The organism is Streptomyces malachitofuscus, assembly GCF_055571035.1.
Genome location: NZ_JBVIGA010000014.1, coordinates 139,585 through 165,236 on the forward strand (window position 1 = coordinate 139,585; position 25,652 = coordinate 165,236).

Below are 25,652 nucleotides of genomic sequence, written 5' to 3' on the forward strand. Positions count from 1 at the left end.
GGCGCACGGCGTAGGTGGGGGCGGGTGGAGCGACGCAGCCCGGCGCTTGCGGGGTGCCGTCGCGCCCACCCGTGCCGCCATGGGGGTACCTCCCAGCCCTTCAGGCCACTGGGGGAGGCACGAAGGCCCGCTTGACGCGCCGTTGCCCGGGGTTTCTCAGGGAAAACACAGGTTGCCGAAAGAGTGCTCTCAGAGGCCGTCGACATCGTGTGCGGTATGACCACGACCTCGCCCCGAGGGCGCACCGAACTGCTGAGGCCGGACGGGAGCCCCGTCCGCGTGCTGGTGGTGGACGACGAGCAGTCGATCACCGAACTGCTCTCCATGGCCCTCCGGTACGAGGGCTGGCAGATCCGCAGCGCGGGGGACGGCCAGGGCGCGGTCCGGACCGCGCGCGAGTTCCGGCCCGACGCCGTCGTGCTGGACATGATGCTGCCGGACATGGACGGGCTGTCCGTCCTCGGGCGGCTGCGCCGCGAGCTGCCGGACGTGCCCGTCCTGTTCCTGACCGCCAAGGACGCCGTCGAGGACCGGATCGCCGGGCTGACGGCCGGCGGCGACGACTACGTGACCAAGCCGTTCAGCCTGGAGGAGGTCGTCGCACGGCTGCGCGGGCTGATCCGCCGTTCCGGGGCGGCCGACCGCCGCTCCGCGTCGATGCTGGTCGTCGGCGACCTCACCCTCGACGAGGACAGTCACGAGGTGACCCGGGGCGGGCACGGCATCCACCTCACCGCCACCGAGTTCGAGCTGCTGCGTTTCCTCATGCGCAATCCGCGGCGCGTGCTCAGCAAGGCCCAGATCCTCGACCGGGTCTGGTCGTACGACTTCGGCGGGCAGGCGAACGTCGTCGAGCTGTACATCTCGTATCTGCGCCGCAAGATCGACGCGGGCCGGGAGCCGATGATCCACACCCGGCGCGGCGCCGGCTATCTGATCAAGCCCGCGGTGTGACCGGACGGCGGCGACCGCGCCCGCGGACCCTGCGGACGCGGCTCGTCGTCGCCTCCGTGGCGCTGATCGCGGTGGTGTGCGCGGTGATCGGCACGGTGACCACGCTGGCGCTGCGGTCGCACCTGTACGAGCAGCTCGACGGTGAGCTCCGTGAGGTGGCGGCGCGCGCCTCGGGTGCCTTCGGGCCGCCGGGGCCCGGCGCGGACGGGGGCGGCGGGGAGCCCAGGCGGATCGATCTCCCCGAGTTCGTGGAGCACGGCCCGCAGCCGCCCGGCACCGTCGTGGCGAGGGTGCTCAGCGGCACCGTCACGGAGGCCGTGTACGGCAAGCAGTCCACGGACGACTTCTCGATGACCGCCGAGACACTGGACGCGGCCCAGACCGCCGCGCTCGGCTCGGTCGCCCGCGACGGTGCCGAACACACCGTCGACATCCCCGGCCTGGGAAGCCATCGCGCCGCCTACCGGGTGGGCCCCAACGGCGCCTTCTACGCGGCGCTGCCCACGACCGGGCCCGACGACACCGTCGGCACCCTGGTCCTCGTCGAGATCTGTGTCACCGCCGCCGGACTGATCGCCGCCTCCCTGGCCGGAGCCGTCATCGTGGGCGTCGCCACCCGTCCCCTCCGCAAGGTCGCCGCCACCGCCACCCGGGTCTCCGAACTCCCCCTGCACAGCGGCGAGGTCACCCTCGAGGAGCGCGTCCCGGAGTCCGAGTGCGATCCGCACACCGAGGTCGGCCGGGTCGGCGCCGCGCTCAACCGGCTGCTCGACCACATCCACGGTGCCCTGCGCGCACGCCAGGAGAGCGAGACCCGGGTACGGCAGTTCGTCGCGGACGCCGGCCATGAGCTGCGCACGCCGCTCGCCTCCATCCGGGGTTACGCCGAACTCACCCGGCGCGGACGGGAGGAGATCGGCCCCGACACCCGGCACGCCCTCGGGCGGATCGAGTCCGAGGCGGGCCGGATGACGCTGCTCGTGGAGGACCTGCTGCTGCTCGCCCGGCTGGACGCGGGGCGGCCCCTGCAGTTCGCGGAGCCCGACCTCGTACCGCTCGTCGTGGACACCGTCAGCGACGCCCGTGCCGCCGGCCAGGACCACATCTGGCGGCTCGAACTGCCCGACGAGCCCGCCCGGGTGACCGGTGACGCCGCCCGCCTCCAGCAGGTCCTCGTCAACCTGCTCGGCAACGCCCGCAGCCACACCCCGCCCGGCACCACCGTCACCGCACGGGTGCGCCGGAGCGGCCCCTGGCTCTGCGTGGACGTCGCGGACGACGGCCCCGGCGTCCCGCCCGCCCTGCTGCCGCACGTCTTCGAGCGGTTCGCGCGCGGCGACGCGGCCCGCACCCGGGCCACCGGTTCGACGGGACTCGGCCTGGCCATCGTGCAGGCCGTCGCGACCGCGCACGGCGGTGCCGTGACCGTCGACAGCGTGCCCGGACGGACCGTCTTCACCCTCCATCTGCCCGCCGCGCAGGGCCGGTTGACGCCGCCACCGCACTCACAGCCCCGGCACAGCCTCACCACACGGGCACGACAGGACGCTTGATCAGAGTCGGTTCCCATGCGAACCGATTCCTCTCCCGGCACCCTGCCGGCGCGGGAGCACCTCCCGGCCGCCTCGGCCGGCACGCCGGTCCTGGACGTAGTGATCCCCGTACACAACGAGGAGCAGGACCTCCAGCCGTGCGTCCGCCGGCTGCACGAGCACCTCACCCGCACCTTCCCCTACACCTTCCGCATCACGATCGCCGACAACGCGTCCACCGACCGCACCCCGCACGTGGCCGGGCGGCTGGCGGAGTGCCTCGCGGAGGTCCGCTCCGTCCGCCTCGAGCAGAAGGGACGCGGCCGGGCGCTGCGGACCGCCTGGTCGCACTCGGACGCCCCCGTCCTCGCCTACATGGACGTCGACCTGTCCACCGACCTCAACGCCCTGCTGCCGCTGGTCGCCCCGCTGATCTCCGGCCACTCGGACCTGGCCGTCGGCTCCCGGCTGAGCCGCAGCGCACGGGTCGTGCGGGGCGCCAAGCGGGAGCTCATCAGCCGCTCCTACAACCTGATCCTGCGGGGCTCGCTCCAGGCACGGTTCTCCGACGCGCAGTGCGGGTTCAAGGCGATCCGCCGTGACGTGGCCCGGGTGCTGCTGCCGCTGGTGGAGGACAGCGGCTGGTTCTTCGACACCGAGCTGCTGGTCCTCGCCGAGCGGGCGGGGCTGCGGATCCACGAGGTGCCGGTCGACTGGGTCGACGACCCCCGTTCCACGGTGCACATCGTGCGGACGGCGGCCGAGGACCTCAAGGGCGTCTGGCGGGTCGGCAGGGCGTTGGCCACCGGCTCGCTGCCGCTGGACCGGCTCGCCCGCCCCTTCGGCGACGATCCGCGTGACCGGGACATCCAGGACGTACCGCAGGGGCTGGCCCGCCAACTGGTCGGCTTCTGTGCCGTCGGCGTTCTGTCCACCCTGTTCTATCTGCTGCTGTACAGCGGCTTCCGGGCCTTCATCGGCTCCCAGACCGCCAACGGGCTCGCCCTGCTGGTCTCGGCGGTCGCCAACACCGCCGCCAACCGCCGGCTCACGTTCGGCGTGCGCGGGCGCGCCGGGGCCGTACGACATCAGGCGCAGGGACTGGCCGTCTTCGGCATCGGCCTGGTGCTGACCAGCGGCTCGCTCCTCGCACTCGACACGGCGAGCGGCGAGCCCGCTCACTCCGCCGAACTCGCCGTGCTCGTCGCCGCGAACCTCGCGGCCACCGTGCTGCGGTTCCTGCTCTTCCGGGCGTGGGTGTTCCCGGACGGAACCCCGTCCCGCCCCGCCCCCGCCGACCACGACCCGAGGAACGTGTGATGACCGCGCGGCACGACCGGACGGACACCCCGGCGGACCCCCGCTGGGCGCGCCCCGCCCTCCTCGCCCTGCTCCTGGCGACCGGACTGCTCCACCTCTACGACCTCAGCGCCTCCGGATACGCCAACTCCTTCTACTCGGCGGCCGTCCAGGCGGGCAGCCAGTCCTGGAAGGCCTTCTTCTTCGGCTCGCTGGACGCGGCGAACGCCATCACCGTGGACAAGCCCCCGGCCGCGCTGTGGCCGATGGAGCTGTCGGTGCGGATCTTCGGCCTGAACTCCTGGGCGATCCTCGTGCCCGAGGCGCTCATGGGTGTCGGCACGGTCGCCGTCGTGTACGCGGCCGTACGCCGCCGCTCCGGCGCGGCGGCCGGGCTGATCGCGGGCGCCGTGCTCGCGCTCACCCCGGTCGCGGCGCTGATGTTCCGGTTCAACAACCCGGACGCGCTGCTGGCGCTGCTGATGTCCGTCGCCTGCCACCTGGTCCTCCGGGCCCTCGAGGACGGCCGTACGAAGTGGCTGGTGTGGGCCGGTGTGGCGATCGGCTTCGCGTTCCTCGCCAAGACCCTGCAGGCCTTTCTGATCCTGCCGGTCCTCGCGGCCGTCCACGGCGTCTGCGCCCCGGTGCCGTTGAGGAAGCGGCTGGTGCAGCTCGCGTGGGCGACGGCCGCGCTGGTCGTCTCGGGCGGCTGGTGGGTCGCGGTCGTCGAGCTGTGGCCCGCGTCCTCGCGCCCGTACATCGGCGGCTCGCAGAGCAACAGCTTCCTGGAGCTGACCTTCGGTTACAACGGCCTCGGCCGGCTCAACGGCGAGGAGACGGGCAGCGTCGGCGGGGGCGGCGGAGCGGGCGGCGGCGGACGGTGGGGGGAGACCGGCTGGGACCGGATGTTCAACGCCGAGGTCGGCGGCCAGATCTCCTGGCTGCTGCCCGCCGCGCTGATCCTGCTGGCCGGAGGGCTGTTCCTCACCCGCAGTGCGGCGCGGACCGACCTCGCCCGGGCGTCCTTCCTGGTGTGGGGCGGTTCGCTGTTGATGACCATGGCCGTGTTCAGCTACATGGCCGGCATCTTCCACGAGTACTACACGGTGGCGCTGGCCCCCTACCTCGCGGCCGTGGTCGGCATGGGTGCGGTGGCCCTGTGGGGGAAGCGGCAGGAGCTCTGGGCGTCGCTCACCCTCGCGGCGGCCGTTACGGCGACAGCCGCGTGGGGGTACGTCCTGCTCGACCGCACGCCCGGCCACCTGCCCTGGCTGAAGTGGCCGGTGGCGGCCGGCGGGCTGGTGGCCGCGCTCGGTCTGGTCCTCGCGGTCCGGGCGGGGCACCGGGTGGCGCTCGGGGCGGCGGGGCTCGGCCTGGTCGCGGCGCTGGCCGGTCCGACGTCGTACACGCTGAGCACCGTGCAGGAGGGGCACTTCGGTTCCGTTGTCACGGCGGGTCCGGCGGTGGCGGGCACGGGGGGCGGGGGCCGGCCCGGAGAGGGCGGGTTCCCCGGCGGAGGCCAGAGCCGGCAGGGACGGACCCCGCCCGGCGACGGCGCGGGCGGCTTCCCCGGTGGCGGTCCGGGGGGCCGGGACGGACAGGCGGCCCCCGGCCGGGCCGTACGGCCTCCGGGCGGCACCCGCCCGGACGCCCCGGCCGAAGCCGGAGGCATGGGCGGCCTGCTCGGCGGCGCGGACGTCGGCTCCGAGGCGAAGGAACTGCTGGCGGCGGACGCCGGTGACCACACCTGGGCGGCAGCGGCCGTGGGAGCCCAGAACGCCGCGAGTTATCAGCTCGCCACCGGTGAGCCGGTGATGGCGATCGGCGGCTTCAACGGCACCGACCCGTCCCCGACGCTCGACCGGTTCAAGGAGTACGTGGCGGAGGGGCGGATCCACTACTTCGTCGCCGGCGGGGGCATGGTTGGCGGCATGGGAGGGGGCCGGGACTCCGGCACCTCCGCACAGATCGCGTCCTGGGTGGAGCAGAACTTCGAGGAGGTGACGGCCGGTTCGGCGACCTTCTACGACCTCACGCGGAAGAAGACCGACGGCTGACGGGCACCCGTCGGGCGCACGCGGTGACGAGCTCCGTGCCCCGCGAGAAGGCGGGCGTCGGCGCCGCCATCAACGGCACCCTCGCCGAGTCCGGCAACGGGCTCGGGTTCGCCGTCCTGGGCGCGGTGCTCAACGCGCGGTTCGCGGCACCGGTACCGGTGGCGGCGGGCTCGCTCCCGGCGGCGCCGGCGGCGGCGGGCTCGGACGGCGAGCGGGCACGGATCACCGGCGCGTTCTCCGCGGGACCGGAGACGAGTCCGCTGGTGGGGCCGGTGGCCGTGCTGCTGGCGGCCTGATCGCTGCGGCGTTGCTGCGCCGGGCGGACCGGGCAGACTCGGGGAGAAGGCCTGAGAGCCGGATCCCGCACACCCGGGCACGGGTGCCCGGCAGGAACCGGTGTCGGCACGTCGAGGAAGGTGCGCCATGGTGAGGGCAGCCCAGCGGTCCGGCGGTGCGCCGCGGACCAGTGTCTGGCTGGAGGGCAGGACCCGCGGGGGCGGCCGCGGCGGCGGGCAGCCGTCGGGACTGGACCGGGAGAGGATCACCGAGGTCACCGTACGGCTGCTGGACGCCGAGGGCCCGGCCAAGTTCTCCATGCGCCGCCTCGCCGCCGAGCTGGACGTGACGGCGATGTCCGTCTACTGGTACGTCGACACCAAGGACGACCTCCTCGAACTCGCCTTGGACCGCACCTTCGGCGAACTCACGCTGCCCGATCCCGCCGCCGACGAGGACTGGCGCGACCAGTTGCGCGCCCTCGCCCGCGAGTACCGCGCGCTGCTGGTGCGCCACCCCTGGCTGTCGCCGCTGGCCGGCCGGTTCCTCAACATCGGGCCCAACGCGCTGGCCTTCTCCCGAGTGATCCAGCAGGTCATCCGCAAGACGGGACTGCCCGCGCACGGGGTGACCGGGGCCATCTCAGCCGTCTTCCAGTTCGTGTACGGCTACGGCACCATCGAGGGCCACTTCCACGCCCGTGTCGCCGCCACCGGCATGACCGCCGACGAGTACCACCGGCACGCCATGAGCGAGGTGACGCAGGCGCCGGACGCCTCCGAGGTCATCGAGGAGTCGGCGAGGATCATGGAGGCCCGCGGCGGCGACACCGTCGAGGAGATGCTGGAACGGGACTTCGTCTTCGCCCTGGACCTGCTGATCGCGGGCATCGAGGCGATGGTGGCCCGCGGCGGGGACTGATCCGGGGCGCTCCCCCCGCCTACTCCCCCTCGGCCAGCCGGGCCGGGAACCCGCCGGTCGCCACCGGGCCCCAGCGCTCCGGAGTGATCCGGATGATCGACTTGCCCTGCTTGACCATCGCCGCCCGGTACTCGTCCCAGTCGGGATGCTCGCCCGCGATGTTCCGGTAGTACTCCACCAGCGGCTCCACGGACTCGGGCGCGTCGACGACCTCCGCGGTGCCGTCGATCTGCACCCAGGGCCCGTTCCATTCGTCGCTGAGGACGATCAGGCTCACCCGGGAGTCCCGCTTGGCGTTGCGGGTCTTGGCGCGTTCGGGATAGGTGGAGACCACGATCCGGCCCGAGTCGTCGACCCCGCAGGTCAGCGGAGAGCCCTGAGGGCCGCCGTCGGCCCGCCGGGTCAGCAGGACCGCCCGGTGCCGGGGCCGCACGAAGTCCAGCAACTCGTCGAGGGAGACACGGGTGTTCGTCGCGATGTTCGGTGCCATGGCGTCAGCCTAGGCCGCCTTCGCCGGGGCGGGGCGGACCCGGGCCGCTTCCTCACCCGTCCACCTCTCGCACCACGTCGGAGCGCGTCCGTGGAAGCGGTTAAAGTTCTGTACGTCCTGTGCTCGCAGTCAGGAATGTGCTGCGGAGCTCTCCTGCGCACGGCCGTTCGGCCGTGCATGCCGAAGAGGTTCGTGGTGGCTGCATCCCGGTTTTCTGATTTGCCCCGTTTCCCTGCCGGTGGGGAACTGGCGGAAGCGCTGACGGCCGCGGCCTGCCGACTGCACGAGACGTCGACCCCGGACAGCACCCTGGACACGGCAGTCCGGCTCGCGGTGGACCTGGTGCCCGGCGCCGACCACGCCGCCATCTCGGTGATAGAGCGCGACAACCGGCGCACCACGCTCGCCTGGACCGACGAGGTGGTCCGCGCCGCCGAGAACGGCGACCCCCCGGCCGGGCAGCAGCCGTACTGGCACCGTCTGTGGACCGCCCCGGTGGCCGAGGTCGAGGACAGCGAGGGCGACGGGGGCGAGGACGTGCTGTCCGGGCTGGGCCTGCGTTCCGTACTGTCCCTGCGGCTGCGGGAGGACCGCCGCCGGCTCACCGTGCTCAGCGCGTACGCCCGCAAGCCGCGCGCCTTCGACGAGGCGGCGCTGCGGGTCGGCCGGCTGCTCGGCGCGCACGTCGGCATCGCCCTCGACTCCGCCACCGTGCGCGAGCAGCTCACCGAGGCGATGCGCACCCGGGACATGATCGGCCAGGCCACCGGCATCCTCATGGAGCGCATGGACATCGACGCGGCCGGCGCCTTCGACAGCCTGGTACGGGCCTCGCAGCGGGAGAACGTGAAGCTGCGTGACCTCGCCCGCCGTATCGTCGACGCCCACAACAAGCCCTGAGGCGGGCCCTGACGGGTCCTCACGCGGCCGGGAGCGACTCCCCGCGCACCGCCTTGATGTCGAGCTCCACCTTCAGGGTCGTGCCGATCGCGGCGATACCGGCCCGCACCACCTGGTGGTAGTTCATCGCGAAGTCCTCGCGTCGCACTTCGGCCGTGGCGCGGAAGGCCCGCCCGGGTGCCGCCCCAGGGGTCCGCGCCGGTGCCGAGGCAGGCCAGGCCGAGGCCCACGGGGCGGACCACACCGCGCAGGGACAGCTCGCCGTGGACCGTCCAGCGGCCGGGGCCCGCCTCGGTCAGCCCGGTGGAGCGGTAGGTGATCCCCGGGTGCCGGCCGGCGTCCAGGAAGTCCGGGGACCGCAGATGGGTGTCCCGCATCCCGTTGCCGGTGTCGACGGACGCCGCCCGGATCACCGCCTCCACCCGCGAGGCGGTGACGTCGTCCGGCGCGACCTCCACCGTGGCCGCGAACCCGGTGAACCGGCCCCGCACGCTGGAGATGCCCAGGTGCTGGGCGACGGCGGCCACGCTCGAGTGCGCCGGGTCCACGGCCCACGGCCCGGGCGGCGGCAGTCCGGCGCCGCCCTTGCCGGGCGCGTACCCGACGGCGGTGACGACGACCGTGTACGCCCCCGGCGCCGGGTCGGTGGCGTCGCGTACGGCGCCCTCGGGGTCCGCCTCGGCGCGCAGCACCTGGGTACCGGCCCCGTCGGTCAGTGGCATCCCGTTGCGCCCTGAAGAGGCCGGCCCGCGGCGGGGCGCGTCTTTGCTGCAGAACGCGCTCGCCCGCCACGGGCCGGGGTTTTCCGTTACTCGCCGGGGTGGGCGAGCGCGATGTCGTGGTCGTCGGCTCCGCCGCCGGTGACCGTCAGCGTGGTGGCCACCGGCGGGTAGCCCGTGGCGATCACGGTGTACTCGCCGCCGTCCAGATCGGCGAAGGCGTACGCCCCGTCCGCACCGGTCGTCGCCGTGCCGGCCACGTTGCCCGCCGTGTCGACCAGGGTGACCCGGGCATCGGCCAGCGGGCCGTGCGGGCCGCGGACCACGCCCTGGACGCGGGCGCCGGTCTCCAGGTCGACCTCGACCCGGGTCACGCCGGTGCCGCCCACCTCGACGGGCAGGGCGCGCGGACGGTACCCGGCGGCGTTCACCGCGACGGTCACCGCGCCCGGCACCAGCTCGGTGAACGAGAACTCGCCCTGCTCACCGGTGCTGCCGGTGGCCAGCAGATCCCCGCGCACATCGGTGACGATCACCATGGCGTCCGGCACGGGCGCCCCGGTTCCGGCCGTGCGCACCAGACCGGTCAGACCGCCGGTGCCGCTGAGCAGGACGTCGTAGGCGACCGGTGCGTCCACCACGACCGTGGACGCCTGAGGCTGGTGGCCGTCGGCGGCCGCGATCAGGACGTACGAGCCGGTCCCGGGCGCGTCCACCGCGTAGGAGCCGTCGGCCTGCGCCACCGAGCGCGACAGCTGACGCCCGCTCAGCGAGATCAGCGTGACGGCCGCCCGAGGCACCGGCGCGCTGTCCGCGCCGCGCACGACCCCGCGCACCGGGATCCCTCCGCCGCCGGCGGACACGGCCGCGGCGTCACTCAGGGCGCTCCCGCTCATGGCGCTCCCGTCCGGGGCGCTCTCGTCCGGGGCGCTCCCGCTCTCGCCGGAGGGTGCCGGGGCCTTCTCCTCCGCCGCCTGGGCGAGCGCGCCCGTGGTCCGCAGCGGGACCTCCTTGATGAACAGGGTCACCAGGAACGCGAGCAGGGCGACCGGGGCGACGTACAGGAAGATGTCGGCGATGCCGTGCCCGTAGGCGCTCTCCAGCCAGGTGCGGATGGACGGAGGCAGCAGGTCCATGTCGGGGATCGCGCCGCTGCCGGAGGCCTTGGCGGCCGCCGCCCGCTCCTGCGGGTCGAGCTGCCCGATGGTGTCCTGGGCGTAGCCGCTGATGCGGCTCGACATGACCGAGCCGAGCACCGAGACGCCCACCGCACCGCCGAGGGACCGGAAGAAGGTCACCACGGAGGAGGCGGCGCCCAGGTCGCCGGGGGCCACCTGGTTCTGTGTGCACAGCACCAGGTTCTGCATCATCATGCCGACGCCGAGCCCCAGCAGCGCCATGAAGACGCCGATGTGCCAGTAGGGGGTGTCGTGCCGAATGGTGCCGAGCAGGCCGAGGCCCGCCGTCAGCAGCACGCCGCCGGCCAGCAGCCAGCGCTTCCACCGGCCGGTCCGCGTGATGATGATGCCGGAGACCGTGGACGACACGAACAGGCCGCCGATCATCGGGATCGTCATGACGCCCGACATCGTCGGGGACTTGTCCCGGGCCAGCTGGAAGTACTGGCTGAAGTAGACGGTGCCGGCGAACATCGCGATACCGACGAACAGCGAGGCCAGCGAGGCCAGCGTGATGGTGCGGTTGCGGAACAGGCGCAGCGGGACGATCGGCTCGGCGGCCCTGCTCTCGACGAACAGGAAGATCAGGGTGAGCACGATCGAGCCGCCGACCATCGCGCCGGTCTGCCAGGACATCCACGCGTACTTGTCGTCCGCGAAGGTGACCCAGACGAGCAGCAGGCAGACCGCGGCGGTGACGAAGAAGGCGCCCGCCCAGTCGACCTTGACCTGGCGCTTGAGCACCGGGAGGTTCAGCGTCTTCTGCAGCACGATCAGCGCGATCAGCGCGAAGGGCACGCCGACGTAGAGGCACCAGCGCCAGCCGAGCCAGCTGGTGTCGGTGATGACCCCGCCGAGCAGCGGGCCGCCGACGGTCGCGACGGCGAAGGTGGCGCCGAGGTAGCCGGAGTAGCGTCCGCGCTCACGCGGGGAGATCATCGCGGCCATGATGATCTGGGCCAGGGCGGACAGACCGCCGGCGCCCAGGCCCTGGATGGCACGCGCGCTGATGAGCATCGCCGGGTTCTGCGCCAGGCCGGCCACGACGGAGCCCAGCACGAAGACGCAGAGGGCTATCTGGACCAGGACCTTCTTGCTGAACAGGTCGGCGAGCTTGCCCCACAGGGGAGTGGAAGCGGTCATCGTCAGCAGCGAGGCGGTGACGACCCAGGTGTAGGCGCTCTGGCCGCCGCCGAGGTCGCCCACGATCTCGGGCAGGGCGTTGGTGACGATGGTCGACGACAGGATGGCGGCGAACATGCCGAGCAGCAGCCCGGACAGCGCCTCCATGATCTGCCGGTGGGTCATCGGAGCGTCTCCCGAGGAGCCTCCCCCGTGCTTGGCATGAGCCCGCACACCGGTTGGTGTGGTCGTTGCCATGGGCGTCCTTCTCTTATGTGCTTGCGGGTGTACGGAGGGTCTCTGCGCGTGCGGGAGGCGCCGGCCGGGTTGTGGTGCGGCCCTCGCCGAAGCTGTCCCTGAGCCGGGCCATCAGCTGGGTGAGGCGTTCGACCTCTTCGTCGGTCCAGTCGCCCAAGCGCTCGGCGAGCAGCTCGGTGGTCCGCCGGAAGAGCTCGTCGAGCCGGTCCTGGCCGGCGGGGGTGAGCCGCAGGATGCGGGACCGTTTGTCGGCCGGGTCGGGGGAGCGCTCGATCCAGCCGCGCTCGGCCAGATGGGCGACGTGGCGGCTGGTGACGGACATGTCCACGGAGAGCAGCTCGGCGAGTCTGCTCATGCGCATGGCGCCGTGGCGGCCCAGGAGCGTCAGCACGGACGCGGAGCCGCCGTGGCAGTCGGCCGGCATGAGCCGGTTCATCTCGCGCTTGACGGCGCCGAAGGCGCTGAACTGCCGGACCAGCTCCTCGTACTGCGCCGACGCGGCCATGGCACCTCCCATTTCGTTGCTTGAAGCAACCGTAGAGATTGATGGTTGCCGCAGGCAAATAAAAATCCCCGGGAGGGCTCAAAAACTTGGCAAAGGCAAGTAATCGCTCCAGTAAACGCCCAGGTGGGGCGGGTCGCGTCGGTCCCGGCCACGTACGGCCGCCGTCGCCCGCGCGCCCCTCCCCCCCGCCCCGCTTGGGCCGCCCGTCGGGGATTCGCTAGGGTCTCGTGCCATGGCTGACACCCAGGGCCCGCAGGGCCAGCACGACCCCGCCGGCAGCACCCAGATGTTCCGCGCGTTCGTCGACGAGGCACCCCAGGGCCGGCAGGTCGCGTCCGCGGGCGGCGGGCCCCGGATCGGACTGATCGTCGGCATCGTCGTGGCCGTGGCGGTCGTGGCCGCGGTGGCCTGGCTCGCGCTGAAGTAACCGGCGCCCGCGCAATACGGCGGCCGCCGTCGCGCCCCTGCGGGCGCCCCGGCGGCCACGAATCCGCATCCGCGGTAAGGGAATACGCGTACGGGGCGTCCTGTCGGCGCCCCGTGCCGCGTGGTGCCTCAGTCGGAGATGAGGCCCTCCCTCAGTTGGGCGAGCGTCCGTGTGAGCAGCCGCGAGACGTGCATCTGGGAGATGCCGACCTCCTCGCCGATCTGTGACTGGGTCATGTTGGCGAAGAAGCGCAGCATGATGATCCGCCGCTCACGCGCCGGCAGTTTGGCGAGCAGGGGCTTGAGCGACTCCCGGTACTCCACGCCTTCCAGTGCCGTGTCCTCGTAGCCGAGGCGGTCTGCGAGGGAGCCCTCGCCACCGTCGTCCTCGGGGGTGGGGGAGTCCAGTGAGGAGGCCGTGTACGCGTTGCCGACCGCGAGCCCGTCGACGACGTCCTCCTCCGACACGCCCAGCACAGCGGCGAGTTCGGGAACCGTGGGGGAGCGGTCCAGCTTCTGGGACAGCTCGTCGCCGGCCTTCGTCAGCGCCAGGCGCAGCTCCTGCAGCCGGCGCGGCACCCGCACCGACCACGACGTGTCGCGGAAGAACCGCTTGATCTCGCCGACCACCGTCGGCATCGCGAACGTCGGGAACTCCACGCCGCGTTCGCAGTCGAAGCGGTCGATCGCCTTGATCAGGCCGATGGTGCCGACCTGGACGATGTCCTCCATCGGCTCGTTGCGCGAGCGGAACCGGGCCGCCGCGTAGCGCACCAGCGGGAGGTTGAGCTCGATCAGCGTGTCCCGGACGTAGGCACGCTCGGGGCTGTCCTCGTCGAGTACGGCGAGCCGCAGGAACAGGGAGCGGGACAGGGTGCGGGTGTCGAGGGCCGCCGTCTCCGGAACCTCCGTGGTGTCCGGGAGTTCCGGGACCGGTGTGGCCGGGCCTTCATCGATGGGGCCGAGTGCGTCGAGAGCATGGGGAGCTGTCTCGCTCTCCGCGAGCGTGAGCACCTTCGAGCTGCCCTGTTCTGCGGACATGCCACCCCCTTTGGGTCGCGGGACGGTCGCGGCGAACGCTCCCGATCCGAGGAACGCAGCCTTCACCTGAATACCGGCGCCGGAGCTCCGGCAAACGCGCTTCCCGCAGAATGTCACATGTCGGCAACGCGCTGTAGTGACATGTCGACATCCGAGATACGAATCAGCCCTGGAAACAAGGGGTCTGACGGGCTTTCGGACCAGAAGTGCACAGAACGGCACTCGTGAGCGATTCGCTCGTTCCGGTTACGCGTCGATCCTGTTTGCGGACCGCAGCCGCTGGAAGCTACGCGCCAGTAGGCGGGACACGTGCATCTGCGACACACCGAGTTCCGCGCTGATCTGCGACTGGGTCAGATTGCTGTAGTAACGCAGCAGCAGGATGCGCTGCTCCCGCTCGGGGAGCTGGACGAGCAGATGCCGGACCAGATCGCGGTGCTCGACGCCGTCCAGGGCGGGGTCCTCGTAGCCGAGCCGGTCCAGCAGTCCCGGCATCCCGTCGCCCTCCTGCGCGGCCTCCAGCGAGGTGGCGTGGTACGAGCGCCCCGCCTCGATGCAGGAGAGCACCTCCTCCTCGCTGATGCGCAGCCGCTCGGCGATCTCGGCGGTCGACGGGGAGCGCCCGAAGGCGGTGGTGAGGTCCTCCGTCGCGCTGTTGACCTGGACCCACAGCTCGTGCAGGCGGCGCGGTACGTGGACGGTGCGGACGTTGTCGCGGAAGTACCGCTTGATCTCGCCGACCACCGTCGGCATCGCGAACGTCGGGAACTGCACGCCCCGCTCCGGGTCGAAGCGGTCGATGGCGTTGATGAGCCCGATGGTGCCGACCTGGACGACGTCCTCCATCGGCTCGTTGCGGGAGCGGAACCGGGCGGCCGCGTAGCGCACGAGCGGGAGGTTCGCCTCGATGAGCGCCGCGCGCACGCGGGTGTGCTCCGGCGTGCCCGGCTCCAGATCCTTGAGCTGGCCGAAGAGCACCTGGGTCAGCGCGCGGGTGTCGGCGCCGCGTCGCTTGGCGGGGGTCTGGACCGTGTCGGGGGACACCTCGTCCTGGGGCGGCGCAGTACTGGCCGACACGGTCAACGCCACCTCTTCATCGCTCACATCGTCCGTCAACTCATCCGTCAAAAGCGGTCATAGCATCACAAGACTGACTCACTGTGTGCAAGCACCGCATATTCCGTGTTGAGGGAGGCCGAGGGGGGACATGTGCCCGCGGACGCACCGGAGCCCCCTGCCGTCACCACAGGGGGCCCTCGGGAGACGTCCGCGGATGCGACCGGGCGGAGTCTCAGAACTCGTAGTCGGCGATCACCCAGGTGGCGAACTCGCGCCACAGTCCGACACCCGCCTGGTGCTCCGGGTGCTCCACGTACCGGCGCAGCGCGTCCGCGTCGTCGAACGCCGAGTTGATGGCGAAGTCGTAGGCGATGGGACGGTCGCTGATGTTCCAGGCGCACTCCCAGAAGCGGATCTCCGGGATCTTGCCGTCGAGCGAACGGAAGGCCTCCACGCCCTCCACGACCCTCGGATCGTCACGCCCGACGCCCTCGTTCAGCCGGAAGAGCACCAGATGGCGGATCATCACTTACCTCCGTTGGCGAGCCAGGTCATGAAGTCGCCGATGGCCTTCGCGGCGTCCGAGATGCCCTCGAACCCGACCGTGACGTAGTCGCCGGCCTTCTCCGGGTCCGTGATGATCAGATACAGCACGAAGACCACGAGGACGTAGACGGCGGCCTTCTTCGCGTTCACCGCCATCGCGGCCCTCCCCTGTCTCAGATGTGCGCTGTCGTCACACGCGTGGAGCGGGCCCATGATCGCACGAAGGGCCCCGTCCGACGACGAGGCCCTTCACCAGCGGTAGCGGAGGGATTTGAACCCTCGGTGACTTGCGCCACACTCGCTTTCGAGGCGAGCTCCTTCGGCCGCTCGGACACGCTACCGAGGGAGACCTTACAGCAAGGTGGCGCGTGGTTTGAAATCGGTATTCAGCGCTCGCGGAAGAAGTCCGTGAGCTGCCGGGAGCACGCGTCGGCGAGCACTCCCCCGATCACTTCGGGCCGGTGGTTGAGCCGCCGGTCGCGGACGAGGTCCCACAGGGAGCCGACCGCGCCCGCCTTCTCGTCCCGGGCGCCGTAGACGAGCCGGGCCGCCCTGGACTGCTGGATCGCGCCCGCGCACATCGTGCAGGGCTCCAGCGTCACCACCAGGGTGCAGCCGGTCAGCCGCCACTCCCCGAGCCGTGCGGCGGCCCGTCGCACGGCGAGGACCTCCGCGTGGGCCGTGGGGTCGCCGACGGCCTCGCGTTCGTTGTGGGCGGCGGCCAGCACGGTGCTGCCGTCCGGGGCCAGCACGACGGCGCCGACGGGGACGTCACCGCCCCGGACGGCCCGTGCGGCCTCGTCCAGGGCGAGTCGCATCGCCGCCCGCCAGCGGTCGCGTACCGGATCCGGCGGTCCGGACACGGTGGTGGTGGTCGGCACGGTCAGCGGACGGTCTCCAGGACCTCCGAGGCGCCCAGGGCGTCGGCGATCTCGTTGACGGCGTCCCCGGTCATCGAACGCAACTCCTTCTCGCTCACGCCCAGGTCCTCCAGGACCTGGGCGTCACCGACCGGTCCGTGCGGCACGGCGTCGGCGGAACCGGGCGTCGCGGCGCCGTCCTCGGCGTCCTCGTCGTCCGGCTCCCCGTCCTCCGTGCCGTCGAGGTCGAGGGCGTCCAGGTCGGTGCCGTCGTCCCCGGGCTCCCGGCCGAGCAGCTCGTCGGTGAGCAGGATCTCGCCGTAGCTGCTGCGGGCGGCCGCGGCGGCGTCGGACACGTAGACCCGGGGGTCCTCCTCGCCGTCCACGCGGACGACGCCGAACCAGCCCTCCTCCTGCTCGATCAGCACGAGCACCGTGTCCTCGTCGGGAGAGGCTTCCCGGGCCAGGTCGGCCAGATCCGACAGGGTTTCCACATCGTCGAGCTCCGTGTCGCTCGCTTCCCACCCGTCTTCGGTGCGCGCGAGCAGTGCGGCGAAGTACACCGTGACTCTCCCACTGGTCATAGGCGTGCCGGTTGGGAATCCCCCCGGCGGAGGTGTGCGGGCGAGGTCGGTGCGCCGAGCCCCGCCCACTCGGAATCGTGGCAGAAACAAGGCCGTCAGGGGATGCCTTCCGCTCCCTGTGTCCGCCAGTTTTGATCGCAGTTCGCCGTGTGCGCCTCCGAGAGGCTCACCGGCGTGCTCGTTGCCGCCACGTGCGGATCGTACGCGGCCCCGCCCGCCGCACCCGCGCGGCACTCGGGAGGTGCTGTCTACCAGCGGAAGGTGCGCATGCGCATCGCGTGCCGCAGCCGGGCGGCCTTGGCGCGGCGCGGCTGGACCCGGTCACGCAGTGCGCGGGCCTCGGCGAGTTCGCGCAGGAACCGGGCGCGGCGCCGTCGTCGTTCGGCCTCCGACTCGGCCTCGGCACCGGCCGCACGGCCCATCCCGTTCCCGGCCGGGCCGGGCGTTTCGCGCAGCGACGGATCGTGCCGCTCTTCCTGCTCAGGCATTGATTCATCACCCCAGTCCGTCCCTCCCACCTTCCCCCGGACGGGCGGTTTGACGCCAGCGAACGAGTGACGGGGGCCCGGCTCGCTTGCCGTGCGCGGGGACACCGAGCCCTCGGGGCCCGGTTAATGTTGACGGCATGCGTCTCCACGTCGTCGACCACCCTCTGGTCGCCCACAAGCTCACCACGCTGCGCGACCAGCGCACCGATTCCGCGACCTTCCGCCGTCTCGCCGACGAGCTGGTCACCCTGCTCGCCTACGAGGCCACGCGCGACGTGCGCACCGAACAGGTCGACATCCGGACGCCGGTGGAGCGGACCACGGGCGTCAAGCTCTCCCACCCGCGTCCGCTGGTGGTGCCGATCCTGCGGGCCGGTCTCGGCATGCTGGACGGCATGGTCCGGCTGCTGCCGACCGCCGAGGTGGGCTTCCTCGGCATGATCCGCAACGAGGAGACGCTGCAGGCCTCGACGTACGCCACCCGGATGCCGGAGGACCTCTCCGGGCGGCAGGTCTACGTCCTGGACCCGATGCTGGCCACGGGCGGCACGCTGGTCGCGGCGATCCAGGAGCTGATCAAGCGCGGCGCGGACGATGTGACCGCCGTGGTGCTGCTGGCGGCGCCCGAGGGCGTCGAGGTCATGGAGCGCGAGCTGGCCGGAACGCCGGTGACGGTCGTGACGGCGTCCGTCGACGAGCGGCTCAACGAGCACGGCTACATCGTGCCGGGCCTCGGCGACGCGGGGGACCGGATGTACGGGGCGGCCGAGTAGACCGCGGTCCCGTCAGCAGTTCTTCTTCGAGGCGGGCGTCGGTTCCGGGGCGGCCAGTGCGGTCAGGGCCCGGTCGGCGTCCGCCTTCTTCGACAGCTCCCGGAACCCGTCACCGATGATGAGGTCGATCTCGCCGCCCTTGCGGGCGGGATCGGTGCGGCGTTCGGCGCCGGGGAGCTGGGTGCCGAGCACCGGCAGCGCGGTGTCGAGCGCGGCGGAGGGGCCGAGCAGCACACCGGTGCCCTTGACCTTCTTGTCGTACTCCTTGGTCGCGTTGGCGACCTCGCCGATCTTGAAGCCGCGCTTCTTCAGCTCGTCGGCCGTCTTCTGGGCCAGTCCGCCGCGGGTCGTGGCGTTGAGGACGTTGACCGTGATCGTGCCGGGCACGGGGAACGCCTTGGGCGCCGCCGCGGGGGTCGCCCTGGTGGCGCAGCCGGCCTTGGTGCCGGCCGCGGACACGGAGTCGCCGCCGCCGGTGAACACGTCGATGAGCTGCAGGGTGCCCCAGCCGCCGACGCCGAGTACGGCGACGGAGGTGACGGCCAGCGCGACGATCCTCCCGCGCCGCCGGGGCCGGCGCATTCGCGGGTACCTGTCGCCCGTGATCCGGTACTGGCCGCCCATGCCAGGTGGAGTGAGCATGCTCATGAGCGCAGCGTAGTGCGCCGGGGCGTCCGTGCCTACCAGATGATCATTCGACTGGGTGCAGTCCGACCCGAAAGGGCCAAACCGGCCGTGGAAGGGCTCCCGAACGGGCGCCGGGGCGGGCGGAACGGGCCCCGGGAGGGTATGAGGCGGACCGGCGGTGCGGGTGCCTCAGTCCAGTTCGAGCACGCGCGCGTGCAGCACCTGGCGCTGCTGGAGCGCCGCCCGCACGGCGCGGTGCAGTCCGTCCTCCAGGTACAGGTCGCCCTGCCACTTCACGACGTGCGCGAAGAGGTCGCCGTAGAAGGTCGAGTCCTCGGCGAGCAGGGTCTCGAGATCGAGCTGCTGCTTGGTCGTCACGAGCTGATCGAGGCGGACCGGGCGCGGCGCGACGTCCGCCCACTGCCGGGTGCTTTCCCGGCCGTGGTCGGGGTACGGCCGGCCGTTTCCGATGCGCTTGAAGATCACACGGAAAGCCTACCGGTCAAGACGTTCCGGGCGCAGCCATGGCGGCGCAGTACGGCGCCGGAAAAGGCACGCGAAACCGGGTGGAAACGGGCTTCCTCGGCGCGGCGCGTCCGCTGTTGGGTGACGCCACCGCGGTGTTCCGGGCCCGATCGCGTGCCCCCTGCGGCCGATTCCCCCGAAAGGGTTCGGTGTCAAGCGCCCGCCTTCTTCGCCGCCTTGGCCGCCTTGGCCGCGGCCTTCATCTCCTGCTTGTGCGCCCGCACCTTGGTGAGCGACTCCGGCCCCGTGATGTCGGCGACGGAGCGGAACGCCTGCTCCTCGCCGTACGCCCCCGCGGCCTCCCGCCAGCCCGTGGGCCGGACGCCGAGCTGTTTGCCGAGGAGGGCGAGGAAGATCTGCGCCTTCTGCTTGCCGAACCCCGGCAGGTCCTGCAGCCGCTTCAGCAGCTCCTTGCCGTCGCCGACGTCCCGCCAGACGGCCTCGGCGTCACCGTCGTAGTGCTCGACGAGGTACCGGCACAGCTGCTGGATGCGGCCCGCCATGGAGCCCGGGTAGCGGTGCACGGCCGGCTTGTCGGAGAGCAGCGCCGCGAACGCGTCGGGGTCGTACGCGACGATCTCGTGCGCGTCCAGATCGTCCGCGCCGAGCCGCTCGGCGATCGTCGCCGGGCCCTTGAACGCCCACTCCATCGGGATCTGCTGGTCCAGCAGCATCCCGGTCAGCGCGGCGAGCGGGCTGCGGCCCAGCAGGGCGTCGGCATCGGGGTCCTGGGCGAGGTGAAGAGTGACGTCCATGCCCCGATGATCGCGCGTCGCGGCTCAGGCCGCGCGCCAGTACCCCAGCGCGTGCAGCCGCTGCTTGGGCACGCCGAGCTCCTTGCGCACGAACGCCGAGAGCGTCCGGGTGGTCGTGGTGTCGCAGGCGATCCACACGTACGGGTCGGGGCCGGCCCGCAGCAGTTCGGGCAGCTCGGCCCGTACGCGCTCGACGAGCGCCGCTCCTGCCTGCCGCCGGGGCACCTCGCGCACCTCGTGCCGGCCGGGTTCGGCGCGGCAGGGCAGTCCGTCGAGGGTGCCCTCGAACCAGATCGTCGCCGGCGCGGAGCCCAGGGTGCCGAGCAGGGAGTTGATGGCCGGGAGGGAGGCCGGGTCGCCGACCACGAGCACGTGCGAGGGCGCGGGGGCGGGGTTCTCGAACCCGGTGCCCTGCACGGTCGCCTCGATGGTGTCCCCGGGCTTCGCCGCGCGCGCCCAGTCGCTGGCGCATCCCTCGTGCAGCGCGAACTCCAGACTGAAGGTGCCGGCCGCCGGGTCCGGGTCGACCAGGGTGTACGCGCGCTGGTGCGGCTTGCCCGCGTTGTCGAACCACAGCCGCACCCACATGGTGGGGTGGACGCCGGCGGCCGTCAGCAGCCCGCCGTCGGTGAAGTGCACCCGCCGGTAGTCGGCGGTGACGTCCTCGCTCCCCGTCACGGTGAACGTGAAGTCCTTCGCGCGCAGCAACTTGAGGACCGCGCCCTCCCAACCCCGCCCCTGCCCCATCGCCTCTACACCCTTCGCGTACCATTCCGCCACGGTTTACTTAGGGGAGCCTAACCTAAAGTGAAATGAGGGCACAGTGACCGGCGAGATCTTCCGGGACCCCTGGGGCATCCCGCATCTGCGCGCGGACAGCGCGAACGAACTCGCGCGCACCCAGGGCCGGGTCACCGCCCTCGACCGGGCCTGGCAGCTCGAGGTGGAACGCCACCGCGCGCAGGGCACCTCGGCGTCCTTCCTGGGCCCCGAGGCCCTCCCCTGGGACCGCTTCGTCCGCCGCGCCCGCCTGTCCGACACGGCCCGCCGCTGCTACGCCGAACTGGAGCGACGGGACCCGGAGACGGCGGAATGGATCCGGGCGTACGTGACGGGAATCAACGAGACCCTGACCTCCCTCCGGAACGGCGAGACCCGGCCCGGGCCGCGGCCCGAGGCACCCGCCGCCGGACTGGCCGGCGGCTCCACCGGGCCTGCGCGCCGTGGAGGGACGCCCGACGAGTCGACGCCGGCCCGGCGGGCAGGCGCGCGGCCCGGGCCGGGGGCCGAGGCCTCTGCCGACAGCCCACCCGGGCCCGCGGACTCCGCGAGAGCCGGCGCCGGGCGGGAGCGGGTGTCTGCCGGGGACGCGGGAGTGTGGGGTGATGTGCCGGGTGGGGTTCCGGTGTGTGGGGCCGGCGTTGCGGGTTCAGGGGCGGAGGGTGCCGGGCGGGAGCGGGTGTCTGCCGGGGGGACCGGGGTGCGTGCCGATGTGCCGGGCGGCGGTCCGGGAGGCCGGGCCGCCGACTTCCCCGAGGGGACGGGCGGCCCGGGCGGCGGTGGCCCCGCTCACAGCCCCGCCGACGGCGCGGGCCTCGCGCCCGAGTTCGCTCGTGCCGGGCTCGTGCCCGGTCGGTGGGAGGTGTGGACGCCGCTTGCCGTCTGGCTCGCCACGCACATCCTCTTCGCCGGGTTTCCCGCCAAGCTCTGGCGCGACCACGTCAGTACCCACCTCGGGGAGGGCGCCGTGGGCCTGTTCGCCGCCGACGGCCCCGGTACCTCCGGCAGCAACGGCTGGCTGGTCGCCGGGGAGCGCACGGTCACCGGGCAGGCGGTGATCGCAGGCGATCCGCACCGGTTCATCGAGGACCCGGGTGTGTACCAGCAGATCCGCCTGTCCTGCCCGGAGTTCGACGTCGTCGGCCTCGCCGTGCCCGGCGTCCCCGGCGTCGCCCACTTCGGCCACACCGGCACGGTCGCCTGGGCCATCACCAACGCCATGGCCGACTACCAGGACCTCTACCGCGAACGGCTGCGCCGCACCGGTGCCGGTGTGGAGGCGCTCGGCCCGGACGGGACATGGCGGCGGGCCGCCCGGCACACCGAGACCGTCGAGGTGGCGGGTGAGGACCCGGTCGAGGTGGAGGTCATCGAGACCGACCGGGGCCCCGTCGTCATCGGCGGACCCGAGGGCCTCGACGACGGTGTTCCCGAGCCCGGCGAACCCCCGCTCGCCGTCGCCCTCCGCTACCCGCCCCGGGTCACCGGCGACCTCGGCTTCGGCGCGCTGCTGCCGCTGCTGCGGGCCCGCCGCACCGCCGACGTGGACCGGGCCGTCGACCTGTGGGCCGAACCGGTCAACGTCGTCCTCGCCGCCGACACCGAGGGCGGCACCCTGCACCGGGTGGCGGGCCGGGTCCCCCTCCGCGCGAAGGCCAACGGCACCCGCCTCGTCCCCGCGTGGGAGCCGGGTCACGAGTGGCGGGGCTGGCACGCGCCCCCGCGCGACGGACTCACCGACGGTGTCGCCGTGATGGCGAACCAGCGCGGCCCCTCCGCCCCGCTCGGCGTCGAGTTCGCCCCGCCACACCGCGCCGACCGCATCTCCACCCTGCTGGGCCGGCGGACGCGCTGGTCCGCCGCCGACATGTCCGCCATCCACATGGACACGCAGCTCGCCTCCGCCGCCCCCCTCCTGAACCACCTCGCCGCCCTCGACCCCCGAACCCTCACCGAGCCCGCCGCCGCCCTGCGTGACCGCCTGCTGCACTGGAACCGCCACATGGACGCGGACAGCGCCGACGCGGCCGCCTTCGCCGCCGTCCGCAGCGCGCTCGTCCGCCGGCTCGCGGCCGACCCCGCCTTCGCGGCGACGGCCGCGCCACCCCCGTACCCCGAGGTGTTCCGGCCCTGGCTCGCCCTCGTCCCGCGCATCGGGCACGCCCTCGAACACCTCCTCACCGCCGACGACCAGTTCGGCATCGACCGTCCGGCCGCCGTACGCGCCGCGCTGGAGGAGGTCGCAGCCCGGCCGCCCGCCGGCACCTGGGGCGACACCCACCGCCTCGTCCCCTGGCGGGCCCTGCCGCCGGAGACACCGCAGGAGGAACCCGGCCTGTCCGGAGACCACGACTGCGTGCTCTGCACCTCCCCCGTGCCCGGCCTCACCGACCTCGCCGCGCGCGGCCCGGCCGCCCGCTACGTCTGGGACCTGGCCCGGCGCGAGGACAGCCGCTGGGTGGTGCCGCTCGGCGCCTGTGGCGTCCCCGGCTCACCCCACCACCGCGATCAGCAGGCCCTCTGGCTCGCCGGTGACCTGGCCCCGGTCCTGACCGACTGGGCGCAGTTGAAGAAGGAGACCGATGTCTGACCCGTACACCTCCCGCGCGGCCGTCCACGAACAGCAGGTCGACGGCTTCGGCTCCGTACGCGTCCTGCCGCTGGACCCGGCCGCCGACGCGCCCCTGCTGCACCGCTGGGTGAGCGAGGAACGCGCCGCCTTCTGGGGCATGAACGGCCTGACCGAGCAGCGGGTCGCCGAGATCTACGCCCACATGGACACCCTCGACACCCACCACGCGTACCTCGTCCTCAAGGACGGCACCCCGGCCGCGCTCCTCCAGACGTATGAACCTCAGGCCGACCGCGTCGGCGAGTGCTACCCCGTCGAATCCGGCGACATCGGCGTCCACCTGCTCCTCGCCCCCGCCGCGCCGGAGGGCGCCCGCTCCGGCTGGACGGGCGGGCTGCTCGCCGCCATCGCCACGTACGTCCTGGTGGTGCTGGACCGCAGGCGGGTGGTGGTCGACCCGGACGTGGCCAACGACAAGGCGATCGCCCGCTTCCTCAGGCAGGGTTTCACCGCCGGCCCCACGGTCGTCCTGCCGGAGATCGACCTGCCCGACGTGCACATCCCGGAGAAGAAGGCGCAACTCGCCTTCCTCACCCGCGAGGTAGCCTTCGGCGGGTGACCCCCGACGACCTCGTCGCCCACTACGGTCTGGAGCCGCTCCCCCGCGAGGGCGGGCGGTTCCGTCAGACCTGGGCAGGTCCCGAACGCCCCGACGGCCGGCCCGAGGGCACCGCCATCGTCGCCCTGCTCACCGACGCGCCCGGCGACCACTCCGCCCTGCACCGGCTGCCCACGGACGAGATCTGGCACTTCTACCTCGGCGACCCGCTGCAGATGCTCCTCCTCGCCCCCGACGGCACCTCCCGCACCCCCGTCCTCGGCCCGGACGTCCTCGGCGGCCAGCACGTCCAGCTCACCGTCCCCGCCGGCACCTGGATGGGTGCGCGGGTGGCGGCGGGCGGCGCCTGGACGTTCTTCGGCTGCACGATGGCGCCCGGGTTCACCTTCGACGGCTACGAGCACGGCCACGGGGAGGAACTGACGGCACGCCACCCCGACCGGGCGGCGCTCATCGCGGAGCTGTGCCGCCCATGAGCGGCGCCGGACTGCTCCGGGGGCAGGTCGCCCTGGTCACGGGCGCGGGCGGCGGCATCGGCCGGGGCATCGCGCTGCGGTTCGCCGAGGAGGGCGCGGCCGTGGCGCTGCACTGCCGCACCTCGGTGGCGTCCGCGCGGGACACCGCCGAGCGCATCCGGGAGTCGGGCGGCAAGGCCGTCGTGCTCCGCGCGGACCTCACCGACGAGGACGCCTGCCACCGCGTGGTGGCCGAGGCGGCCGAGTGGGGCGGCGGCCGGCTGACCGCGCTGGTCAACAACGCCGGAATTCAGCCCGTCCAGCAGCTCGCCGGGATGACCGCGGCCGAGTGGCGCGCGGTCGTGGACACCAACCTCACCGGCGTCTTCGCCTGCACCCAGGCGGCGGCACGGCACATGCGCGACCAGGACGGCGGCGGCTCCGTCACCCACATCGCCTCCGTCGAGGCCCGCAGCCCGGCACCCGGTCACGCCCACTACAGCGCGGCCAAGGCGGCCGTGGTGATGCACGCCCGCGCGGCGGCCGCGGAGTACGGGCCATGGGGCGTCCGCGTCAACACCGTCTCGCCGGGGCTGATCGACCGGGAGGGCCTCGACGAGGCCTGGCCGGAGGGCGTACGCCGCTGGCGGGAGGCGTCCGCCGTGGGCCGCCTCGGCCGCGCGGAGGACGTCGGCGACGCGTGCGTGTTCCTGGCCTCGCGGCTCGCTTCCTGGGTGACGGGCCACGACCTCGTCGTGGACGGAGGAGCCTCGACCCGCCCGACCTGGTGAGCCGTCCCGCCGGCCGCAGCGCGGGGAGAGTGTGTCCGCCGGAGCTGAGGAGCAGGCCGGGCACGGTACGTCGTTCGGTCCCCGGCGCCCCCGACGAGGCTGCCTGTGCCGGGGCCCACCCGTTGCCGGACACCGGCCGGTTGTCACCGGGGCCGACGGGCTACCCGGCGTGGGTGTGGACCGGGGGTTGGTTGCGCAGCCCGGCGCCATCGGGGTGTCGTCGCGCCCACCCTCCCCCACTCTCGGCTTCTCCCCCACCCTCGGCTGCGCTCGGGCGGGGGGACCCCCATGAGCGGGTGGACCCCCATCGCCCTGGGGGTACCTCCCAGTCCCGTAAGGCACTGGGGGAGGCACGACTGCCCGCGGATCGCGGCAGGGGCCGCAGGCGCGTAGGGCGGGCAGCGCGGACCGACGTGGGCGTGGAGGGTATGCCGCGTACGGCGGGGTGGGGGCGGGGCGGGGGTGTTCGCCCGCAGTGGCTGGCGCGTCCGCGCCGCGCAGCTCCACCAAGATGCTCAATCGCGCCAGTCCGAGGACGGA

At 73.0% G+C, this 25,652-nt stretch carries 26 protein-coding genes, 1 tRNA gene and 2 pseudogenes; 13 read left to right on the top strand and 16 right to left on the bottom strand.

Annotation, left to right across the window (positions count from 1 at the left end; translation table 11 throughout):
• Nucleotides 1-216: 216 nt before the first annotated feature.
• The 6 genes and pseudogenes from ACZ44S_RS21435 (at nt 217) to ACZ44S_RS21460 (ending at nt 7,039) form a co-directional block, all read left to right on the top strand.
• On the top strand, nt 217-954 hold the full coding sequence (locus ACZ44S_RS21435; RefSeq protein WP_466931378.1) for a response regulator transcription factor: 738 nt from the start codon (nt 217-219) through the stop codon (nt 952-954).
• Entirely contained in the window at nt 951-2,507 is a 1,557-nt protein-coding gene (locus ACZ44S_RS21440) for a sensor histidine kinase (protein ID WP_466931380.1), read from the top strand. The genes ACZ44S_RS21435 and ACZ44S_RS21440 overlap by 4 nt, the downstream gene beginning before the upstream one ends.
• Nucleotides 2,508-2,522: 15 nt before the next feature.
• Entirely contained in the window at nt 2,523-3,806 is a 1,284-nt protein-coding gene (locus tag ACZ44S_RS21445; protein WP_466931382.1) for a bifunctional glycosyltransferase family 2/GtrA family protein, read from the top strand.
• Entirely contained in the window at nt 3,806-5,842 is a 2,037-nt protein-coding gene (locus ACZ44S_RS21450) for a glycosyltransferase family 39 protein (RefSeq protein WP_466931384.1), read from the top strand. The genes ACZ44S_RS21445 and ACZ44S_RS21450 overlap by 1 nt, the downstream gene beginning before the upstream one ends.
• Nucleotides 5,843-5,856: 14 nt before the next feature.
• A pseudogene (locus ACZ44S_RS21455) lies at nt 5,857-6,272 on the top strand (hypothetical protein); the annotation flags it as partial.
• Nucleotides 6,266-7,039: a TetR/AcrR family transcriptional regulator gene (locus ACZ44S_RS21460; protein WP_466931386.1), complete on the top strand. Its 774-nt coding sequence runs from the start codon at nt 6,266-6,268 to the stop codon at nt 7,037-7,039. The pseudogene ACZ44S_RS21455 and the gene ACZ44S_RS21460, both read left to right, overlap by 7 nt.
• Nucleotides 7,040-7,058: 19 nt before the next feature.
• On the opposite strand, the gene ACZ44S_RS21465 is transcribed toward ACZ44S_RS21460, so the two are convergent.
• Complete coding sequence (locus ACZ44S_RS21465; RefSeq protein ID WP_466931388.1) at nt 7,059-7,529, bottom strand: PPOX class F420-dependent oxidoreductase; 471 nt, start codon at nt 7,527-7,529, stop codon at nt 7,059-7,061.
• A 177-nt stretch (nt 7,530-7,706) separates the two neighbouring features.
• Between ACZ44S_RS21465 and ACZ44S_RS21470 the strand changes: the two genes are divergently transcribed.
• Nucleotides 7,707-8,429 carry a GAF and ANTAR domain-containing protein gene (locus tag ACZ44S_RS21470; protein ID WP_466931390.1) on the top strand — a complete coding sequence of 241 codons (723 nt, stop codon included), beginning with the start codon at nt 7,707-7,709 and terminating at the stop codon, nt 8,427-8,429.
• 19 nt (nt 8,430-8,448) lie between these two features.
• Here ACZ44S_RS21470 and ACZ44S_RS21475 read toward each other — a convergent pair.
• The 3 genes and pseudogenes from ACZ44S_RS21475 to ACZ44S_RS21485 all read right to left on the bottom strand — a co-directional run bounded on the left by ACZ44S_RS21475 (nt 8,449) and on the right by ACZ44S_RS21485 (nt 12,211).
• A pseudogene (locus ACZ44S_RS21475) lies at nt 8,449-9,151 on the bottom strand (YceI family protein).
• A gap of 86 nt (nt 9,152-9,237) precedes the next feature.
• Entirely contained in the window at nt 9,238-11,634 is a 2,397-nt protein-coding gene (locus ACZ44S_RS21480; RefSeq protein WP_466931392.1) for an MFS transporter, read from the bottom strand.
• An 85-nt stretch (nt 11,635-11,719) separates the two neighbouring features.
• Entirely contained in the window at nt 11,720-12,211 is a 492-nt protein-coding gene (locus tag ACZ44S_RS21485; protein ID WP_466931394.1) for a MarR family winged helix-turn-helix transcriptional regulator, read from the bottom strand.
• A 232-nt stretch (nt 12,212-12,443) separates the two neighbouring features.
• Here ACZ44S_RS21485 and ACZ44S_RS21490 point away from each other — a divergent pair, with 232 nt between their 5' ends.
• Nucleotides 12,444-12,638, top strand: coding sequence for a hypothetical protein (locus tag ACZ44S_RS21490; RefSeq protein WP_466931396.1), 195 nt, complete (start codon nt 12,444-12,446; stop codon nt 12,636-12,638).
• A gap of 128 nt (nt 12,639-12,766) precedes the next feature.
• Here the strand turns inward: ACZ44S_RS21490 and ACZ44S_RS21495 are convergent, their stop codons facing one another.
• The 8 genes from ACZ44S_RS21495 to ACZ44S_RS21530 all read right to left on the bottom strand — a co-directional run bounded on the left by ACZ44S_RS21495 (nt 12,767) and on the right by ACZ44S_RS21530 (nt 17,215).
• Nucleotides 12,767-13,678 carry an RNA polymerase sigma factor SigF gene (locus ACZ44S_RS21495; protein WP_466931398.1) on the bottom strand — a complete coding sequence of 304 codons (912 nt, stop codon included), beginning with the start codon at nt 13,676-13,678 and terminating at the stop codon, nt 12,767-12,769.
• Nucleotides 13,679-13,924: 246 nt separating this feature from the next.
• The gene (locus tag ACZ44S_RS21500) at nt 13,925-14,761 is read right to left on the bottom strand and encodes an RNA polymerase sigma factor SigF (protein ID WP_190164814.1); all 837 of its coding nucleotides are present in this window, start codon (nt 14,759-14,761) and stop codon (nt 13,925-13,927) included.
• A gap of 208 nt (nt 14,762-14,969) precedes the next feature.
• Nucleotides 14,970-15,263, bottom strand: a complete 294-nt coding sequence (locus tag ACZ44S_RS21505) for a Dabb family protein (protein WP_466931400.1) — start codon at nt 15,261-15,263, stop codon at nt 14,970-14,972.
• Nucleotides 15,263-15,439: a hypothetical protein gene (locus ACZ44S_RS21510; protein WP_466931402.1), complete on the bottom strand. Its 177-nt coding sequence runs from the start codon at nt 15,437-15,439 to the stop codon at nt 15,263-15,265. Before ACZ44S_RS21510 ends, ACZ44S_RS21505 begins: the two co-directional genes overlap by 1 nt.
• Nucleotides 15,440-15,539: 100 nt before the next feature.
• Nucleotides 15,540-15,624, bottom strand: a tRNA-Ser gene (locus ACZ44S_RS21515).
• A gap of 45 nt (nt 15,625-15,669) precedes the next feature.
• Nucleotides 15,670-16,101, bottom strand: coding sequence for a tRNA adenosine(34) deaminase TadA (gene tadA / locus ACZ44S_RS21520; RefSeq protein ID WP_466931491.1), 432 nt, complete (start codon nt 16,099-16,101; stop codon nt 15,670-15,672).
• 65 nt (nt 16,102-16,166) lie between these two features.
• Entirely contained in the window at nt 16,167-16,706 is a 540-nt protein-coding gene (locus ACZ44S_RS21525) for a tRNA adenosine deaminase-associated protein (protein ID WP_466931493.1), read from the bottom strand.
• Between the two features lie 269 nt (nt 16,707-16,975).
• Complete coding sequence (locus ACZ44S_RS21530; protein WP_466931404.1) at nt 16,976-17,215, bottom strand: hypothetical protein; 240 nt, start codon at nt 17,213-17,215, stop codon at nt 16,976-16,978.
• A gap of 137 nt (nt 17,216-17,352) precedes the next feature.
• Between ACZ44S_RS21530 and upp the strand changes: the two genes are divergently transcribed.
• Entirely contained in the window at nt 17,353-17,988 is a 636-nt protein-coding gene (upp, locus tag ACZ44S_RS21535) for a uracil phosphoribosyltransferase (RefSeq protein WP_149547823.1), read from the top strand.
• Nucleotides 17,989-18,000: 12 nt separating this feature from the next.
• On the opposite strand, the gene ACZ44S_RS21540 is transcribed toward upp, so the two are convergent.
• The 4 genes from ACZ44S_RS21540 to ACZ44S_RS21555 form a co-directional block, all read right to left on the bottom strand.
• Nucleotides 18,001-18,612: a LytR C-terminal domain-containing protein gene (locus tag ACZ44S_RS21540; RefSeq protein WP_466931495.1), complete on the bottom strand. Its 612-nt coding sequence runs from the start codon at nt 18,610-18,612 to the stop codon at nt 18,001-18,003.
• A gap of 192 nt (nt 18,613-18,804) precedes the next feature.
• Nucleotides 18,805-19,101, bottom strand: a complete 297-nt coding sequence (locus ACZ44S_RS21545) for a type II toxin-antitoxin system VapB family antitoxin (RefSeq protein WP_004943146.1) — start codon at nt 19,099-19,101, stop codon at nt 18,805-18,807.
• A 191-nt stretch (nt 19,102-19,292) separates the two neighbouring features.
• Nucleotides 19,293-19,895, bottom strand: coding sequence for an HhH-GPD-type base excision DNA repair protein (locus tag ACZ44S_RS21550; protein ID WP_466931406.1), 603 nt, complete (start codon nt 19,893-19,895; stop codon nt 19,293-19,295).
• Between the two features lie 24 nt (nt 19,896-19,919).
• Complete coding sequence (locus ACZ44S_RS21555) at nt 19,920-20,642, bottom strand: siderophore-interacting protein (protein ID WP_466931408.1); 723 nt, start codon at nt 20,640-20,642, stop codon at nt 19,920-19,922.
• Nucleotides 20,643-20,718: 76 nt separating this feature from the next.
• On the opposite strand from ACZ44S_RS21555, the gene ACZ44S_RS21560 reads away from it, so the two are divergent.
• From ACZ44S_RS21560 to ACZ44S_RS21575, 4 genes are read left to right on the top strand one after another with little or no spacing between them, the layout of a single operon-like run.
• Nucleotides 20,719-23,265: a penicillin acylase family protein gene (locus ACZ44S_RS21560; RefSeq protein WP_466931410.1), complete on the top strand. Its 2,547-nt coding sequence runs from the start codon at nt 20,719-20,721 to the stop codon at nt 23,263-23,265.
• Entirely contained in the window at nt 23,258-23,866 is a 609-nt protein-coding gene (locus tag ACZ44S_RS21565) for a GNAT family N-acetyltransferase (RefSeq protein ID WP_466931412.1), read from the top strand. The genes ACZ44S_RS21560 and ACZ44S_RS21565 overlap by 8 nt, the downstream gene beginning before the upstream one ends.
• Complete coding sequence (locus ACZ44S_RS21570; protein WP_466931414.1) at nt 23,863-24,342, top strand: cupin domain-containing protein; 480 nt, start codon at nt 23,863-23,865, stop codon at nt 24,340-24,342. Before ACZ44S_RS21565 ends, ACZ44S_RS21570 begins: the two co-directional genes overlap by 4 nt.
• Nucleotides 24,339-25,112, top strand: coding sequence for an SDR family NAD(P)-dependent oxidoreductase (locus ACZ44S_RS21575; protein WP_466931416.1), 774 nt, complete (start codon nt 24,339-24,341; stop codon nt 25,110-25,112). Before ACZ44S_RS21570 ends, ACZ44S_RS21575 begins: the two co-directional genes overlap by 4 nt.
• Nucleotides 25,113-25,652: the final 540 nt, after the last annotated feature.